The sequence below is a fragment of the Facklamia sp. 7083-14-GEN3 genome, assembly GCF_024742075.1.
In the GTDB taxonomy this organism is placed as follows: Bacteria; Bacillota; Bacilli; order Lactobacillales; family Aerococcaceae; genus Facklamia.
Window position 1 is genome coordinate 419,246 of the sequence record NZ_JANSGD010000001.1, and the last position, 17,672, is coordinate 436,917.

Annotated in this window: 17 protein-coding genes and 1 pseudogene; 15 read left to right on the plus strand and 3 right to left on the minus strand. The window is 35.5% G+C overall.

Translation table 11 applies throughout. The features are described from left to right. Positions 1–7 precede the first annotated feature (7 nt). The 4 genes from NW240_RS02000 (at position 8) to rplS (ending at position 2,149) form a co-directional block, all read left to right on the plus strand. The gene (locus tag NW240_RS02000) at positions 8–274 is read left to right on the plus strand and encodes a KH domain-containing protein (RefSeq protein WP_258435773.1); all 267 of its coding nucleotides are present in this window, start codon (positions 8–10) and stop codon (positions 272–274) included. Positions 275–432: 158 nt separating this feature from the next. Continuing rightward, the gene (rimM, locus tag NW240_RS02005; RefSeq protein WP_258435774.1) at positions 433–957 is read left to right on the plus strand and encodes a ribosome maturation factor RimM; all 525 of its coding nucleotides are present in this window, start codon (positions 433–435) and stop codon (positions 955–957) included. Continuing rightward, complete coding sequence (trmD, locus tag NW240_RS02010; RefSeq protein WP_258435775.1) at positions 947–1,675, plus strand: tRNA (guanosine(37)-N1)-methyltransferase TrmD; 729 nt, start codon at positions 947–949, stop codon at positions 1,673–1,675. Before rimM ends, trmD begins: the two co-directional genes overlap by 11 nt. A 126-nt stretch (positions 1,676–1,801) precedes the next feature. After that, entirely contained in the window at positions 1,802–2,149 is a 348-nt protein-coding gene (rplS, locus tag NW240_RS02015; RefSeq protein WP_258435776.1) for a 50S ribosomal protein L19, read from the plus strand. A gap of 91 nt (positions 2,150–2,240) precedes the next feature. Here the strand turns inward: rplS and NW240_RS02020 are convergent, their stop codons facing one another. Continuing rightward, positions 2,241–4,133, minus strand: a complete 1,893-nt coding sequence (locus NW240_RS02020; RefSeq protein WP_258435777.1) for a fructose-1,6-bisphosphatase — start codon at positions 4,131–4,133, stop codon at positions 2,241–2,243. 146 nt (positions 4,134–4,279) lie between these two features. Here NW240_RS02020 and NW240_RS02025 point away from each other — a divergent pair, with 146 nt between their 5' ends. Both NW240_RS02025 and NW240_RS02030 read left to right on the plus strand, forming a co-directional pair. Next, complete coding sequence (locus NW240_RS02025; protein WP_258435778.1) at positions 4,280–4,726, plus strand: hypothetical protein; 447 nt, start codon at positions 4,280–4,282, stop codon at positions 4,724–4,726. A 15-nt stretch (positions 4,727–4,741) separates the two neighbouring features. Beyond that, positions 4,742–5,755 carry a YitT family protein gene (locus tag NW240_RS02030; protein WP_258435779.1) on the plus strand — a complete coding sequence of 338 codons (1,014 nt, stop codon included), beginning with the start codon at positions 4,742–4,744 and terminating at the stop codon, positions 5,753–5,755. 464 nt (positions 5,756–6,219) lie between these two features. Here the strand turns inward: NW240_RS02030 and NW240_RS02035 are convergent, their stop codons facing one another. After that, complete coding sequence (locus NW240_RS02035; RefSeq protein WP_258435780.1) at positions 6,220–7,038, minus strand: Cof-type HAD-IIB family hydrolase; 819 nt, start codon at positions 7,036–7,038, stop codon at positions 6,220–6,222. 125 nt (positions 7,039–7,163) lie between these two features. On the opposite strand from NW240_RS02035, the gene NW240_RS02040 reads away from it, so the two are divergent. The 8 genes and pseudogenes from NW240_RS02040 to NW240_RS02075 all read left to right on the plus strand — a co-directional run bounded on the left by NW240_RS02040 (position 7,164) and on the right by NW240_RS02075 (position 15,351). Beyond that, positions 7,164–7,502: a metal-sulfur cluster assembly factor gene (locus tag NW240_RS02040; protein WP_258435781.1), complete on the plus strand. Its 339-nt coding sequence runs from the start codon at positions 7,164–7,166 to the stop codon at positions 7,500–7,502. Continuing rightward, a complete protein-coding gene (locus NW240_RS02045; RefSeq protein ID WP_258435782.1) occupies positions 7,502–8,344 on the plus strand; it encodes a serine aminopeptidase domain-containing protein in 843 nt (280 codons plus the stop codon). The genes NW240_RS02040 and NW240_RS02045 overlap by 1 nt, the downstream gene beginning before the upstream one ends. Further along, on the plus strand, positions 8,337–8,726 hold the full coding sequence (locus NW240_RS02050; protein WP_258435783.1) for a hypothetical protein: 390 nt from the start codon (positions 8,337–8,339) through the stop codon (positions 8,724–8,726). Before NW240_RS02045 ends, NW240_RS02050 begins: the two co-directional genes overlap by 8 nt. A 148-nt stretch (positions 8,727–8,874) precedes the next feature. Then, the gene (gene clpB / locus NW240_RS02055) at positions 8,875–11,487 is read left to right on the plus strand and encodes an ATP-dependent chaperone ClpB (RefSeq protein WP_258435784.1); all 2,613 of its coding nucleotides are present in this window, start codon (positions 8,875–8,877) and stop codon (positions 11,485–11,487) included. Positions 11,488–11,625: 138 nt separating this feature from the next. Further along, positions 11,626–12,873, plus strand: a complete 1,248-nt coding sequence (locus tag NW240_RS02060; protein ID WP_258435785.1) for an AI-2E family transporter — start codon at positions 11,626–11,628, stop codon at positions 12,871–12,873. A gap of 150 nt (positions 12,874–13,023) precedes the next feature. Next, positions 13,024–13,635 (plus strand): NfeD family protein, encoded by a 612-nt coding sequence (locus tag NW240_RS02065; protein ID WP_258435787.1) that lies wholly within the window; start codon positions 13,024–13,026, stop codon positions 13,633–13,635. A gap of 31 nt (positions 13,636–13,666) precedes the next feature. Then, positions 13,667–14,638, plus strand: a pseudogene (floA, locus tag NW240_RS02070) (flotillin-like protein FloA). A 5-nt stretch (positions 14,639–14,643) separates the two neighbouring features. Then, positions 14,644–15,351, plus strand: coding sequence for a hypothetical protein (locus NW240_RS02075; protein ID WP_258435789.1), 708 nt, complete (start codon positions 14,644–14,646; stop codon positions 15,349–15,351). A 16-nt stretch (positions 15,352–15,367) separates the two neighbouring features. Here the strand turns inward: NW240_RS02075 and NW240_RS02080 are convergent, their stop codons facing one another. Beyond that, entirely contained in the window at positions 15,368–16,585 is a 1,218-nt protein-coding gene (locus NW240_RS02080; RefSeq protein WP_258435790.1) for a DUF2974 domain-containing protein, read from the minus strand. Positions 16,586–16,838: 253 nt separating this feature from the next. Between NW240_RS02080 and rpsB the strand changes: the two genes are divergently transcribed. After that, positions 16,839–17,645 (plus strand): 30S ribosomal protein S2, encoded by an 807-nt coding sequence (gene rpsB / locus NW240_RS02085; RefSeq protein WP_258435791.1) that lies wholly within the window; start codon positions 16,839–16,841, stop codon positions 17,643–17,645. Positions 17,646–17,672 lie beyond the last annotated feature (27 nt).

Below are 17,672 nucleotides of genomic sequence, written 5' to 3' on the forward strand. Positions count from 1 at the left end.
GCTCTCAATGACAGAACAAATCGAAAGTTTAATTCGGACCATTGTGGAACCTTTAATAGATCATCCAGAGGAGTTTCAAATTGAACTTCATGATACTGAGGAGTTTATGGAGTATCATTTAATCTTACATCCTGATGATGTGGGACGAATTATTGGTAGAAAAGGCCGCGTTATTCGAGCAATTCGGACGATTGTATATAGTGTCCGTTTACGTGATCAAAAACGTTCACGTATCGTAATTGCTGATGACTTAAATGAAAATGAAGAAGAATAAGTAGGTATTATTTATTCAATCATAAGGCACTAAACTAAGTTCATCTTATGTTAGTGTCTTTTTCTATGCGCCCTAAGTAAACTTCTTACTCAAATCTTTAAAAAAAAAATATCTTTTAATACAATTAAGCTACAAGTGAATTTACAGGAGGAACACATATGGAATTTTATCAAGTCGCAAGAATTGTCAATACCTTTGGTATAAAAGGACAATTAAAACTATTGATGGATACCGACTTCATAGAGGAACGTTTTGCCAGAGATAATCGTTTGTTTATTATGAAAGACGGAAAAAATATCCAGGAAGTGACTGTAGAAAACATACAAGAACATAAGGGTTCCTATCTTGTAAAATTCAAGGAGTTTAATAACATCAACCAAGTTGAGAGCTTTAAAGGGCTAACCTTGGCTATTTCTGCTAAAGACCAACAAGAACTGGAAGAAGATGCTTATTACCATCATCAGATTATTGGCTTAAGTGTCTATACTGACCAAGGAGAAAAACTTGGAACCATTAAAGAAATTATGGCTCTAGGTTCTAATGATGTTTGGGTAGTTAAAGCAGAAAAAGCTAAACAAAAGGATATCTTGCTTCCTTTTATCGATGACGTTGTTAAAGAAGTGAATTTAACAGAAGGACGCGTATTGGTGGAATTAATGGAGGGACTAGTTGATGAAGGTTAAAGTATTAACCCTTTTCCCGCAAATGTTTGCGCCCATGCAGGAGTCTTTAATGAAAGCTGCTCAAGAAAAGGGAATCCTTGAATTTTCAACCCATGATTTTCGTCAATTTGCTGTCAATAAGCACGGACATGTCGATGATTATCCATATGGTGGTGGAGCAGGTATGTTGTTGCGACCTGAACCGATTGTGGACTGTTTAGAAAGTCTAGACTTAGATTCAAAGACACCGATTATCTTGGTGGATCCTACTGGCGAACCTTTTACACAAAATATGGCCCAAGAGTGGTCGACAAAAGAAGAATTGGTTTTTATTTGCGGCCATTATGAAGGCTTTGATGAACGTATCCGTTCTTATGTTACTCAGGAGGTTTCTCTAGGCGATTACGTGCTAACTAATGGTGAGTTACCGACTATGGTGATGATTGATGCGACAGTGCGGTTAATACCAGATGTTGTCGGAAATGCTGAATCCATTGTCAGTGAGTCTTTTCAAGATCACTTGTTAGAATATCCTCAGTATACAAGACCTCAAAATTTTCGTGGAATGGAAGTGCCAGAGGTTTTATTAAGTGGGCATCATGAACGAATTGACCAATGGCGACAGAAAGAAAGTTTTAGAAAGACAGTCGAAAGAAGACCCGATATTTTAAAAAATCGTCGCTTAAGTATTCAAGAAGAGCAGTGGCTAGAAGAATTTAAAAATTCGGTTCAAAATTAAGCAATTGAGCCTTTACAAGTATTTTATTTCTTGTATAATTGTTTAAGTGGTCTATTGACCCGAATTAACGATATTCCGCTAAGTAGAAAGACTATTTAAGAATATTTGTTGGAAGGAGAAATGCAAATGAGTAATTTAATCGATAAAATTACCCAAACTCAATTACGTGATGATGTTCCTGATTTCCGTCCTGGAGATAGCGTACGTGTCCATGCCTTGATCGTTGAAGGTGAGCGCGAGCGTGTTCAAATCTTCGAAGGCTTAGTAATTAAGCGTCGTGGATCTGGAATCAGTGAAACATATACAGTTCGTAAAATTTCTAATGGTGTAGGTGTTGAGCGTACATTCCCTGTACATTCACCACGTGTCGCTAAATTAGAAGTAACACGTAAAGGTAGAGTACGTCGTGCTAAGTTATACTATATCCGTTCACTATCTGGAAAAGCAGCACGTATCAGAGAACGCGGACGCTAGAAAAGATTTTAAAAGCCTATTTTATAGGCTTTTTTTTTGTAAAAATAAAAACCCTCATTTGAAAGGAATATTTTCAAATGAGGGACTATTTTTATTGTTCAAAGATGTCAGAGCGATAAGCAGGTAGATTCTTCTTCAATTCATTGGCTTGCTTAGTTAAGCTTAATCCAATATCGGTATCGGCTACATAATAACGTTTTGGTTTCTCAGTGACAATATATTTCTTTGGTAGGATATCAAAGCGCGAAGCGATCGCATCTTCTCTGGTTGTAAATGGCTGGTGCGCACAAATATAAATTTCAAAAGAATTATCCACTAGGGTATAGCCCGCAATACCCGTTACTTTTTGATATGGTTTTGCCAAACCACCATCGATAACCAACATTTTTCCATTAGCTTTAACCGGTTTTTCACCTGAAACGGCTTTGACGGGTGTATGCCCGTTAATAATATAGCCGGTCGGTTCTAAATCAAACTCTTCCAGCATCTTCAAGCAGAAATCTTCATCATTTCGCAATTCATAATAAGGATTTTGAATTTCTTTATGGGTCTTTTTATTTTCAAGGAAATAGCGTTCAAAAGTTTTCATTGCATGTTTTCCAAACAATGTAGAAACGGGTCCACACCATAAATACCATACGAGATCGGTATCAAAATCATCCATGGTAGTTTTATCGAGGAAGGTGCGGGTAATGGATTCGCCAAATTTCTCCATCAGACTGCGTCCACTATATTCTTGACCATCTAAGGTGACTTTCATAAATTCACCATCTTGAGTAGTAGGAATACAACCGTGGAAAAGCAAATTGCCATTATAGCATTTATACATTGTTCCATTTGAGACTAAGAAGTTAATATGACGTTGCAACTTTTCAGAATTTTGGAATTGATGCAATAAGTCTAAGAGGACTAACTCTTCGCCCAGTGTTAATTCAAATGGTTCTTCAGGATCGACTCTTTGGAAGCAACCGTTCTTAATGGGATATTCAACACCCTCAACCATTACACTTTGACGGTCAGCGGATAATTTGTCCAGTAAGAGTCTTCCATCCATCTTAAATTCAGGTCTTCTTTTGATAATTTGACTTTCCACTTTAAATTGCATAATTGAAATAGCTTGATGCATGAGTGTAATTTCATCAATTTCTTCTTGAGTCAAATCGGAGTTATCACCACGAGGATAAAAGGCAGGATTATCCTGATAATAACGATGACCATATTTAGCTAAACGACTTAAATCAATGCCGTAGTCTTTTAAGAGTTGACTATTTCCATAACGTAATTGAATACGAATAACGTTGGTTAAACATGCTAGTGACCCTGAATAGGCCCCAATCCAGATAATGTCATGGTTACCTAATTGAATATCTAGAGATGGAATTTGCATCAGACGATCTACAATTTTGTCTGGATCAGGCCCTCGATCATAAATATCTCCTAAGACATGTAGGTGATCAACAACAAAACGTTGAATCAACTGAGCTAGAGCCAAAGCAAAGTGGTCGGCGAGATTGAGGTCAATAACTGTATTGAAAATAGTATGATAGTAGCGTGACTTATTATCTTTTTCATCGTATTGATAAATAAGTTCTTCTAGAATATAGGCATAGGATTTTGGTAGAGCTTTTCTTACCTTTGAACGAGTATATTTACTAGAAACATGGCGTGTAATTTGAACCAATTGATCTAATAGTATCATCCATTCTTCTTTTGTTTTTTTGGCATTTAATATTAAGTCTTCTGGGTAATATATATTAAAGCACAGTTCTAGCCTTTCTTCTTTGGTCAGAGTCTCATGGAAAAGATCATCAACCTTAATTGAAATAACACCTGAGCAGTTTCGCAACAAATGATCAAAGGCTTCAAATTCACCATGCAAATCGGAAATAAAATGTTCGGTTGCTTTGGGCAACTGCTTAATAGCCTCTAGATTAATAATCTCGATTAAATCATCGACAGTTTGAGCTTTTTCTAGTCTATCCATTTCCTACCTCTTTTCAAATAATATAAAATTTTATGATTATACTTATAAGCTATGCAATTTAATTGTGAAAGTCAATCCTTTGTTTCAAGTTCAAACTTTGATATACTAAATCCGATTACACTTATTGTTAGGAAAGAGGGATATGAATGTCAGAATTTAAAGAAAAATTCGATGCTTTATTAAATGAAAAGAAACTACCAGCTAATTACCAAGAAATCCAAGATGGAAATCACCTGTATCGCTTTCAGTTTAAAGTTAATAAAGAACGTAAACTCGTTGTAGAATTGATTGTTCAAGATACAAAGGGCGATCATTTGGATGCTCAAATTATTTATCGTCATGTTCATTTATTAAAAGACTATAATCAACGTCCTGAAGCTTTGGAAGCTATTAATGAATTAAACGAAGCCAAAACAGGTTATTACAACCTTTATTTAGCGGGGGATGGAGAAATTTACCTACGTAACCTATTAAGAGCCACTCAAGACCCTACTTTAATTTATGAAGTATTGGTTATGGGATCTAGTATTGCCCGTGCATTGCAAGTAGAGTTGGAAAAGAAATTAGGCGAATCTGCTAACCCAATGATTTAATGGAGGAGAAAAGAATTGATCATTGAATATATTCAACAAAGACCTTGGTTAAACTTTTTATTTGAATTGACGGTGGCATTAACGGCTGCCTTATGTATTGGTATTGGTCTAAAACTTTTTTTAATGCCTGGAAATATTTTCTCGTCCGGTACTTCTGGTCTAGCGCAAATTTTAAACTACTTTGCAGTTAATATTCCAGGTATAGGTCCTTATATGACAGTAGGGAATATTTATTTTCTATTTAATATTCCTATTATTATTCTTTCATGGGTTAAATTAGGAAAACAGTTTACGATTTGGACCTTAATTGTTGTTTTTGTATCCTCTTTAGCTACTAATAAGATTCCATTAACAGTTATTTCTTCTAATCCACTGCTTAACGCTATTATGGGTGGAGTGATTTGTGGGATTGGTTCTGGGATAACGATTAAATATGGTATGTCATGTGGTGGTCTTGATATTATTACTTTGGTAATTTCTCGTGCTACTGATATGAATGTGGCTTTTATTGGTTTTGCCATCAACTCATTAATTATCTTAGCTTCTGGTCTATTATATGATTGGGAATTTGCCCTCTATACCTTAATGTCTATTTATGCTTTAGCTAAAACAATTGACGCAATTCATACCAATGAGCAACGTTTGACCGCTTTAGTAGTTACTAATAATACTGATGAAGTAGTCAATGCCATTTATAAGTCTATTGTTCGAGGAGTTACTATACTTGAAGGACAAGGTGGCTACTCGCGTGATAAGCGAGATGTCTTAATGGTTGTTTTAAACCGTTATGAAATGTTTCCACTAGAGCAAGCTGTTCGTCAAACGGATCCTAAAGCGTTCATTAACTTTATTCGTTCTAATAAAGTGGTAGGACATTTCTTTAGTAGAGATCAACAAAAAGCTATGAGAAAGCAAGTTCAAGTAGACACACCTTTAGTAGATGAATCCGAAGATTTTAGTCTCTTTAACATGCCGATGGAATTTGATCAATTATATGATCGAATTGAGCATGAAGACGATGAAATGTAAAAAAGCTAAAAGAGCAATGGAAAGATTCCCATTGCTCTTTTTTTAGTCTATGATTATTTTTCTAGTTGAGTTGTTTTACCTATTACTAATAACGCCTAGTAGCGAGATACGTGCATTTTAAGCATTGGATCACCTTAACCTTTCTCTTTAATATGAGTTAATGACAATCCCAACACTCCTTTCGCAAATTAGTACCTGCATCTACTAACTTAAAATAAAATACCCCCACCAAAAATTTGGTTAGGGGGTATGTGAGTTAATTATTTTAATAGAGAATTTACCTCCAAGTAATGCAGGCTGAGTTGAAGAGTTTCTATCTAAAAAGAGTGATTTAATGCAGCTTTTTAGTGTTTTTAAACTGAAAAGTTGCTTCAACATCATAGCTCCTCCTTTTAATAAAAAGATTAGAATTTCTCTTCAATTAAATTATACCAAAGCGAAGTCAAAAATAAAGAAATTTTTTATTAATTAAAAGTCAGGTTAAAATAATCGATAAGGTAATGAGCGAGACCATCTTGATCATTCGAAAGCTCAGTAACATCGTTAGCAATTTCTTTGAGTGGTTGGATGGCATTATTCATTGCCACGCCATGTCCAGCATATTCAATCATTTCCATGTCATTATCTTCATCGCCGAAGGCAAGAATATTTTGACGAGGAATATGATAGAAATCAGCAATATTTTTAACGCCCACTGCTTTATGTAAATTTTTACTGACTACTTCTAGGACAGGTATTTCCCCACCCCAAGTTCGAACAGAGACTTGATTGGGGTAAGCAGCCATGATTTTCTTTTGAATAGGTATTTGATCAGCTTCCGAAGTGAAAAGTGTCACTGCAATAGGATTGTGAATTAGGGTTTGACGAGAAAGTTTTTGATAGCTTGAGTCCTCTGCTGGATAATAAGGCGACTCAGGCAGATTCATTGAGGAAGTATAGAGACGTTCTTTACCTTCCGCACAAATTAACTGAATGCCTAATTCATCTTGCCGGTTAAATAAATCAAAAACAATTTCGCGATCCAATTCGTGATGGTAACTTGCTAACCATTCGGATTGGTCAGGGAAGTGACAATAGGCACCGTTAAAATTTACTATCGGACTAGCAATATTTAAGACTTGATATATTTCTTTACTGGTCCGATAAGGTCTACCGGTAACGATACAAACTAAATGTCCCATTTGATTTAATTTTTGCAATGTTTGTATCGTTAAAGAAGTAAGTTTTGATTGATTATTTAATGTAGTGCCATCTAAATCAATGGCAATCATATGTTGGCTCATTCTTTCGCCTCCTTTAAAGATTGTTTCGATTATAGCAAAGATGAAAGCTTGAGAGCAACTATTCATGATTATTGGCTAAAAGCTCGAATTGAGGTAAAATGAAATAAAGAAAGTGAGGCGTTTGAATGGATTTAGAAAAAATGCGTGATACAAAAAGTTTAAATGAACTAGAACGTATGATTGTGGACCATTTATCCAATGTGATTGACCCTGAATTAGGGGTGGATTTAATCAATTTAGGTTTGATTTATCGAGCAGATTTGACGGAAGAGGGTATTTTAAAACTTTTATTAACTTTAACTACGCCAATGTGTCCAATGGCTGATGTGATTGTAGATGAATTGAATGGAACTTTTGAAGATGTCCCTCAAGTAAAGGATGTTGAAGTTACTATTACTTTTGACCCACCATGGTCCTTAGATAAGTTATCACGCTATGCCAAGATAGCTTTAGGAGTGATGTAATGAAAGTGTTAGTTTCTGACTTTGTGATTGAAGATGGGCCTTTTGGCCCGATTCCGGGTCGGATTCTTTGTCCAAGTGATAAAGTAGATCAAACACTTCCCCTTGTTTTTTTCTATCATGGATGGACCAACTCTGCTGGAGAACATTTGCACTTTGGTATGGAAATTGCACGGCAAGGCTTTCGGGTAATCATGCCAGATGCGTTTTTACATGGTAAAAGAGGCGACAAATTATCATTAGAATCACAGGGCTTTTTATTAGCCCTTCGTGCGAACATTGAAGAATTTCCGCTATTGATAGATTATTTTAAACCGACAATTGAGGGTGGTTTTGTGGCAGTTTCAGGTATGTCCATGGGAGCGATAACCACTCTACTTTTACTCAGCAGACATCCATTTATTTCAGCAGCTGTGTCCTTAATGGGGAGTGCTTATATTTCTAAGATGATTGATCGAAATGTTTTAAATAATCAGCAATTATCCAATCAAAATCTGACTAATAATCAACTTTTAGAGCAAGTACAAAAAGAATTTGCGATTATCTACCAATTAGACTTAAGTAAGCAAGCCGAAAAGATTGCCAATCGTCCTTTATATATTTGGCATGGTGAAAATGATCCACTTGTTCCTTTTCGAGATACGGTAGATTTTGTGGAATCAATTGCTAATCAACCCTTTAGTCAAAATACTTACTTTAACCATGAACCTTCGTATCATCAAGTTCCATTTAAAGAGATTGTTAAGATGGCCAACTTTTTAAAAGCAGCTTCTACTAAAGAATCCAATCAAATATGGGAATATGTAGAGAAAACTTCGTCAGAAAGAAAGGATTTCTTTGAATAATAAGAAAGGTGATTGTTTGCAAAACACTAAACAGTGGTTAGACCACCGAGTAGATTTAAGTTCTTTTATTGAAAAAGTTAGTCAGGACCAAATCAATCAGTTAGTTTTCAAGCTGATTCTTTTCTTACCACCCTCATTGATAGCGACCGATATTCGTAGTGGCTTTCCACAGTTAATCAGTATCGAAAGGGACACAATTAAAGATTTACTCTCACAAAGAATCGCTCTATTGATCGAAGATCACTCTCTTGATCTTTCAGACTGGCATCAATTAAATGATGTGATTGACCACAGTCAAAGGATAATCACAAATTATTATCAGGACCATTCGCTGATTGATTTAGATAGTATACAAGTGGAAGTTAATTACTTTTTAAAGTAAATTAGATGAAGTTTATCTATTTTTAAAATTTTCATTCAAACCTATTGACCATTACTGACCAATAGGTTATACTATATTTAAGCTCTTTGAGAGAGCTTTTATTTTAGACTAAATAATTTGACCAATTCTGACTTTAAGGAGTGAGAGTATGATAGAAAAAATGACAACCACTATGCAAAGTGCCATAGCTGAAGCGCAACAAATTGCTATTAGACGACAACATCAAGAAATAGATATTCCACATTTGTGGCGTATTTTTATTCAAGCAGATCATTATGCCGCAAAATTGTATGAAGATATAGGAATTGATCGATCAGCTTTTCAATCTGTGATTGAAGAAGAAATTGACCAATTACCGCAAGTAGCCGGTCAAAATATTCAATATGGGCAACACTTTAGTCAAAGATTTTCTCAGTTATTAAATGACGCCAGTCAAATAGCAGAGAAATATAAGGATGAATACCTAGCGACTGAAGTGATTCTACTGGCTCTATATAAACAAAAGAATAATCCTTTGACCCAATGGTTAAATCAAAAGGGTATTAGTGAGTCCATGTTAAAAGAAAGAATTGAAAAATTGAGAGGGGGAGATCGTGTGACTTCACAAAATCAAGAAGAGACTTATGAGTCTCTAGATAAATATGCAACCAATCTTAATGATGCGGTTAAAAATAACAAGTTAGATCCAGTGATTGGTCGTGATGAAGAAATTCGTGATGTTATCCGGATTTTATCTAGAAAAACAAAAAATAATCCAATCCTAATTGGTGAACCTGGTGTGGGTAAGACAGCCATTATCGAAGGATTGGCTCATCGGATTGTTCGCAAAGACGTACCAGAAAACTTGAAAGATAAGGAACTCTATTCATTGGATATGGGGTCTTTGATAGCGGGTGCTAAATACCGTGGTGAGTTTGAGGAACGTTTAAAAGCCGTTCTTAAAGAAGTAAAAGAATCTGAAGGTAGAATTCTACTCTTTATTGATGAGATTCATACCATTGTCGGTGCAGGTAAAACCGAGGGATCGATGGACGCTGGCAACTTGCTTAAACCGATGTTAGCAAGAGGCGAATTGCACTGTATCGGAGCTACAACTCTCGATGAATATCGTGAAAACATTGAAAAAGACAAAGCCTTAGAACGTCGTTTCCAACGCGTCTTAGTCCAAGAACCAACGGTAGAAGATACCATCTCTATCTTAAGGGGACTTAAAGAACGTTATGAGATTCACCATGGGGTCAATATTCATGATAATGCCTTGGTGGCCGCTGCAACTTTATCTCATCGATATATTACCGATCGCTTCTTGCCAGATAAAGCAATTGATTTAGTTGACGAGGCATCTGCTACTATTCGCGTGGAAATGAACTCTATGCCAACCGAAATGGATGCTGTCAACCGTCGGTTAATGCAATTAGAAATTGAAGAGGCTGCCTTGAAAAAAGAATCTGATGAGGCTTCTAAGAAACGTTTAGAAAATCTTCAAGAAGAATTGGCCGATTTAAGAGAAGAAGCCAACCAACTCAAAATGCGTTGGGAAGTGGAAAAGGAAGCTTCTAATGATTTAAGAGAAAAGCGTGAAGCCTTAGATAATGCTCGCAGACAATTAGAAGAAGCTCAGAGTAATTATGATCTTGAAACTGCGGCTCGCTTACAACACGGTGAAATCCCGCATTTAGAGCAAGAATTAAAAGAGCTAGAGTCTAAAGCAGAAGAGACTTTACAGTCTGATACAGAACGTTTAACTCAAGAACGTGTTACTGACGTTGAAATTGCCAAAGTGGTTGAAAGATTAACCGGTATTCCGGTCAGCCGCTTAGTAGAAGGAGAAAGAACCAAGTTAATGCACTTGGATCAAACACTTCATCAAAGAGTGATGGGGCAAGATGAAGCAGTTGAAAAAGTTAGTCAAGCTATCCTAAGATCAAGAGCTGGTTTACAAGATCCACGAAAACCAATCGGTTCCTTCCTCTTTTTAGGTCCAACCGGTGTTGGTAAAACTGAATTAGCCAAGTCCTTGGCCGAAGTTTTATTTGATGATGAGAACCACATGGTTCGAATCGATATGTCTGAGTACATGGAGAAGCATTCCGTCTCTCGTTTAGTCGGAGCACCTCCAGGATACATCGGTTATGAAGAAGGTGGCCAATTAACAGAAGCCGTAAGACGTAGTCCTTATTCTATTGTCTTATTAGACGAAATTGAAAAAGCCCATCCAGATGTCTTTAATATACTTTTACAAGTTTTAGATGATGGCCGTCTGACTGATTCCAAAGGCCGGGTGGTAGACTTCAAAAATACTGTCTTAATCATGACCTCTAATATTGCTTCTCATTTATTATTAGAAGGAGTGAGTGATGAGGGAGAAATTCTACCTGAAGTGGAAAAACAGGTGAATCAAGCTTTGAGCAACCACTTTAAACCTGAATTTCTCAACCGAATTGATGATGTCGTTCTATTTAAACCTCTAACTCGAGAAGATTTACAAGGTGTAGTAGAGAAATTCTTACAAGATTTGCGTCATCGTTTGGCTTATCAAGAAATAGAACTCCAATTAACTTCAGAAGCCATCAATTGGCTAGCTGATAAAGGATACGATCCGATTTATGGGGCACGTCCGCTCTTACGTTTTATCACCAAAGAATTGGAGAATCCATTAGCTAGAGCGATTATAGCAGGTGATATTCTGCCGAATTCACTTGTAAAAGTCGATTTTGTTAATGATCATTTGGAATTTGAAGGACTAACATCTGATAGTTAATAACCGAATCTTCTAATCAAATTTTTGTTATGATAATTAAAGGCCTTGATACTATTTCAAGGCCTTTTTTATTTTGCTAATCTAGCAAAAATATGCCTACTTTCTAGTGTAAAAAGGACTGAAAGATGCTAGAATAGAATGCATAAGAAAGGGGAAGTGATTTTGAAACAAATCGACAAATTAGATAAAATTGTTGTCCGCTATATCTTATTAATTGCTGGTTTAGTCTTAGCAATTTTTAATTATGATGTAATTTTTTCGTGGATTAATCGTTTAGGTCAAGTATTCTTACCGATTCTTTCTGGACTTGCAATTGCTTATGTTTTAAATATCTTAATGGTCCGTTTTGAAGAGCTACTAAAAAAAGCCTCAGATAAAAGTTGGATTAAACCTTACCGACGGCCAATCGCTATTCTTTTGTCTCTCGTGACAATTATTCTGGTATTGTTATTTGTCCTGGGTTTAGTCTTACCACAAGTGTATAATGTAATCACAGAGTTTATTACTGCTGTTCCCTTTCAAATTACACGTATAGAAGAGGCGGTTACCAATCTTGAGAGAATGTTGCCATCAGAATCGATGGAGTTCTTAGATCGATTTGAAATAAATTGGACAGATATTCTTAATAATATTCAAGATATGGGAAATCGCTTTATTACAGGTGTAGTAAATACCACCCTCTCCACTGTAGGATCTTTAACTTCTATCATTATCAATGGGGTATTAGCATTTATTTTCTCCATTTATTTACTACTATCTAAAGAAAAATTAATGGACCAATTTTTAAGAATCGTTACCACTTATACTAGTAAGCCGGTATCTCGTAGAATTTTTTATGTATTAACAACTTTAAACGATTCATTTAAACATTTCTTTACAGGTTCTGTTATAGAAGCAATAATTTTAGGCTTTTTAGTAACCGTGGGTATGTGGATTTTTAGATTTCCTTATGCTGGTATGATTGGCTCCTTGACTGGTTTCTTTGCCTTGGTTCCTATGCTAGGGGCCTATATTTCAGGAGCTATAGGTGCTTTATTGATTTCCGTTCAATCAGTGCCTCAAGCCTTGTGGTTTATCATCTTTATCATTCTTGTTCAGCAATTTGAAGGAAACGTTATCTATCCTCGAGTTGTTGGGGGATCCATAGGATTGCCAGGAATGTGGGTTTTATTCGCTGTAACCATAGGTGGTGGCCTATATGGAGTAGCAGGTATGTTGCTTGGTGTTCCGCTAGCTTCCGCTATTTACAAAATAATTAAGCGTGATGTTTTAGAGCGTGAGACATACTCCTATGAAGAAAGACAAAAACTATTACATATTGCGAAATACGATTCCTTTAAACAAGTTTCCGACGATAACGAACAAACTGATCATAATTCTAATTAATGTAATAAACCCTCCTAATTTTTAGGAGGGTTTAAATTTTTAAAAATTTATTTCAGCCATTTTCTTTTTAAATATTAGACTTGAGTCTTAGCGATTTTACTACTAATGGAAGCAATTTCATGATATAATTTAGATAAAGGAGGTGGTTTAATGCTTATAAGTTTTTTTCTAGCAATTAGTGCTTTAGTTGTATCATTATATACTCGCTGGACCTGGCTGTTATGGTTAATTTCAGCAGTTCTTTTTTCCGTATTTTTTGGGATAGAAGGTCCAGCAATGTTGCACTATTTAATCTTTATGATTGGGGTTTTGTTGCTGATTCTTGAAGTATATATTCCAGATTTAGGTTTAACAGGTTCAGTTGGCTTAATTGCTTTTATTTTAGGGTTATGGCTAAAATTCCAAGATTTATCGATTGTAACTTTAATTGTAATAGTTAGTTTAGCGATTGTTCTCATTTTATTTTTAATTTTTAATAAAATGGGCTATAATCTTCAGTTTAGTCCCGATTTTATATTGGATAAATCAATCAATAAAGATGCGAATTCCAATTCGGAGTCTAAGGATTCTACATATCTTTCAAGCTTAATTGGCAAAGAAGGAATTACAGTTGGAGGCTTAAGGCCAGTTGGTAAAATAAAAGTAGATGATCATTACTATGAAGCCTATAGTCTAGAAGAGATGATAGCTGCTAACCAACCGATTAAAATCGTCAAAGTTGTTGACAAAAAAATTTACGTAAGGAGCGAAATGAATGGATAATTTTTATCTGGATGAAGGGTCCCCCATAGTGATGACTGTAGTAATTATTTTATTACTAATTTTCTTAATCTCTGTTTTCTTAAGATTTGTTCCGATTGGCTTATGGGTAACTGCTTATTTTTCTGGCGCCAAAGTTTCAATAGGTGATTTAATTGGAATGCGCTTAAGAAGGGTAAAGCCTGCTTATATCGTCAACCCTTTAATTAAAGCTACTAAAGCCGGTGTACCGATTACAACCGATCAATTAGAAGCTCACTTCTTAGCAGGAGGAGACGTTAACCAAGTAGTCGATGCTTTGATAGCTGCCCAACGTGCGAATATTGATTTAGAGTTCGAACAAGCTGCAGCCATTGATTTAGCAGGACGAAATGTTTTTGAAGCGGTTCAAGTTTCAGTCAATCCAAAAGTGATTGAAACACCGGTTATTGCAGGTGTTGCCATGGATGGTATTGAGGTGAAAGCCAAAGCCAAAGTTACTGTACGTGCCAACATCGAACGTTTAGTAGGGGGTGCGGGTGAAGAAACAATTATTGCCCGTGTTGGCGAAGGGATTGTAACTACCGTAGGTTCAGCTTCCACTCACTCCATTGTATTAGAAAATCCTGATTCCATTTCGCAAACAATCCTTAGAAAAGGTTTAGACTCAGGAACTGCCTTTGAAATTCTTTCAATTGATATTGCTGACGTTGACGTTGGACGTAATATCGGTGCTAAATTATAAACAGATCAAGCGGAAGCAGACAAAAAGATTGCTCAAGCTAAGGCTGAAGAACGTCGTGCAGTCGCTGTTGCTCAAGAGCAAGAAAATATTGCCGAAGTTCAGAAAATGCGTGCCAAGGTAGTTGAAGCGGAATCACAAGTTCCTTTAGCTGTTGCTGAAGCCTTCCGAAATGGCCGTATTGGTATTAAAGACTATTATGACTTAGAAAATATTCAATCAGATACACAAATGCGTGAATCGATTGCTAAAAGTGGTACGCCGCATAACACTGAAAATGAGTGATTATAATGGGATTTTTTGAAATAGTAATTCTGGGGTTTATTATCAACTATTTTGGTTCAAAATTTAAAAAAATGAATCGTAATACTGGTTCATTGGATTCCATAAAGGATAAAATGTTTCAAAGTCTTGATCAAATAGAAACACCAATTGATTCTGAAAACTATCCAAGTCTCGATAGTTTTTTTGAGACTGATGAAGAATCTGATAAGGCATTCAAATCGGAAATTGATGAGATTCAAGCAGATAAGAATAATGTAGATTCACAAACAATTGACCGTTTAAAAAGAAAATATCGTAATGATATTCGATATTTCTCCAAGGATTTAAAAAATCAAGTAAATCAATTGATTGAAAAAGGTCCTAAAGCAGTTAAAGATAAAGCTATTCAATTATCTGCCTATCATCCAAATCGTGAAAAACTTCTAGAAATCGCAAATTATTTCGAAGATTTAGTAATCGAAAATCAAGAAGAAAAAATTCAGCTAGACCTTAACAAACCTTCCTCTACTGTAACGGATGATTTCCATGATTTTTCAGATATGGATTATGAAATGGAGCAATTCATTATTGAAGGTGAAGAGTTGGCAGAATTTAGTCAGCCGATGCAGGTTCAACGATTAACTTCCAGAGAAGATTCTACGAATCATTCCAACCAACTAAAAGAAGCCATTATATGGTCTGAAATTTTGGGCCCTCCGAGGTCTAAAAAATAAAAAAACTCCTATTCTGTTATTTATCAGAATAGGAGTTTTTTTTATCGCTGCTAAAGGTACCATAAAATAATTTTACCATTTGTTTAAAATTCTTTCGCGCTTCCAGAACGGATTGATTGAGTTTCATTAAATGATACTGTCTTAGTTCATTTCTAAAAAATTGAATATACTGTTTGAAAAAATCACGTAGATCCTTTTGCAAGGATGGGTCAAATTGTTTAAACCGGTTATGAACTTTATTAAGATAATAGGTTGGTTGGTTGATTAATTGATTAATCGATTCAGCTTCACAAGCATCGATTAGATCAATAATAGCAGACACAATCCGTTTACGATTGGCAGGAGAATTTCGCAAAATCCAGTTCTTATTAATTTTATTAATACTTTGGCTAGTAATTGTTAATTGCTTCGCCCGTTCAAATTGTTTACCATCAATTTGCCAATTCGCTAGATTATGCTGCATGAACCCACGCTTCTTACTTTTTATAATAATGGCTTTACGATCATGAAAAAGTAAATTCCCAATAATACTATCTTCAGGAATAATACGGATATGCTTTTGGTTCACCCGTTTCATTTTATCTTGACGCAAGTTAACGGTATGAAATCCTGGAGCATCTAAACTGTAAATTATTTTAATCTGATCAATGGCCTCGGAAGACATTTGACTCGCTGCGTATAGAGCTAAGTGGCCCCCTTTAGAATGTCCCCCTAATATTAAATGACAGGTTGGATGAGCTTGAATGACTTTTTCAAGGTATTGACTAGCGATAATTTGTGCCGGAATGGATGATTGGTAAGTGAGGATGATGTCCTCTTTCCATCCCACGATCATGTCGTCTGTGCCACGAAAAGAAACGAATAAATAATTATTTCCCAGATCTACTAATAGAAAGGCTGATTGAGTTTCTAATTTAATATCTATTGAGTTTAAAAAGCCACTAATTCTTAAGTTTTTAAAACGAAGATAATCACCAATTTTTTTAATTAGTTGACTTCTGAATGGATTGGCCATTGTTTGGTCATTTTCTTGATAATATCGATCAAAAGGTTGGTAAAGTTTAGCTAGGTGCTTAAAAGATAATCCATCTTTAAAATCCATTGAATCATTGAAAAAACGATCGATGGGGAGGTAGGTTAGCTCTAAGATAATAGCCGCGTCTAATTCATTAAAGGGTTCTTCTTGAAAGCTTAATTGACCATATTTATCTAAATAAGTAAATAATGATGACATGCTGACACCTCCTAGGTTTTAGTTTAGCTGAATAGTGAGCTATAGAGCAAATGAATGAACGATAAAAGTAAAATTAGATTAAAATATTTTAAAAGTAAAATTTCATTTGCAATTTTCTATCAAATAGCTTATATTATTAAGAGTGCTTAGGCACAATTCACACGTTAGTGGATAGTTACTAGGGTGCTCTCACGAGTCTAATAACTAAATGAAACTAGCGGAGGAAAATACAAAACCAAAAGGAGATTATATTATGGCAGTTATTTCAATGAAACAATTGTTAGAAGCTGGTGTACACTTTGGACACCAAACACGTCGCTGGAACCCTAAAATGAAACGTTACATCTTTACAGAACGTAACGGTATCTATATCATCGACTTACAAAAAACTGTTAAGTTAGTAGATGAAGCTTATAATTTCATGCGCGATGCAGTTGCTGATGGTGGCGTTGCTTTGTTTGTAGGAACTAAGAAGCAAGCACAACAAGCAATTGAAGAACAAGCTGAAAGAGCTGGACAATACTACATTAACCATCGTTGGTTAGGTGGATTATTGACAAACTGGGATACTATTCAAGGACGTATTCGTCGTCTAAAAGCTTTAGAGCAAATGGAAGTTGATGGAACATTCGATGTTCTTCCTAAAAAAGAAGTCGGTGAATTACGTAAAGAGTGGGATCGTTTAGAGAAATTCTTAGGCGGTATCAAAGATATGCCTAGAATTCCTGACGTAATCTTTATTGTAGACCCTCGTAAAGAGCGTATTGCGGTTCAAGAAGCTCGTAAATTGAATATTCCAATCGTTGCGATGGTAGATACCAACTGTGATCCAGATGAGATTGACTATGTGATTCCAGCAAACGATGATGCAATTCGTGCCATTAAATTAATTACAACATCTATGGCTGAAGCAACAATCGAAGCAAATCAAGGTCAAATTGATGTTGATACTGATGAGCAAGGTGACAGCGAATTCTTTGATAACTTATTTGATAACAAAGAAGAAAATACAGAATCAAAAGAAGAAGCTGAAAGCACTCAAGCGACTGAAGCTGAATAAATAAATTAAGAAAAGCTGTCAAAAGTT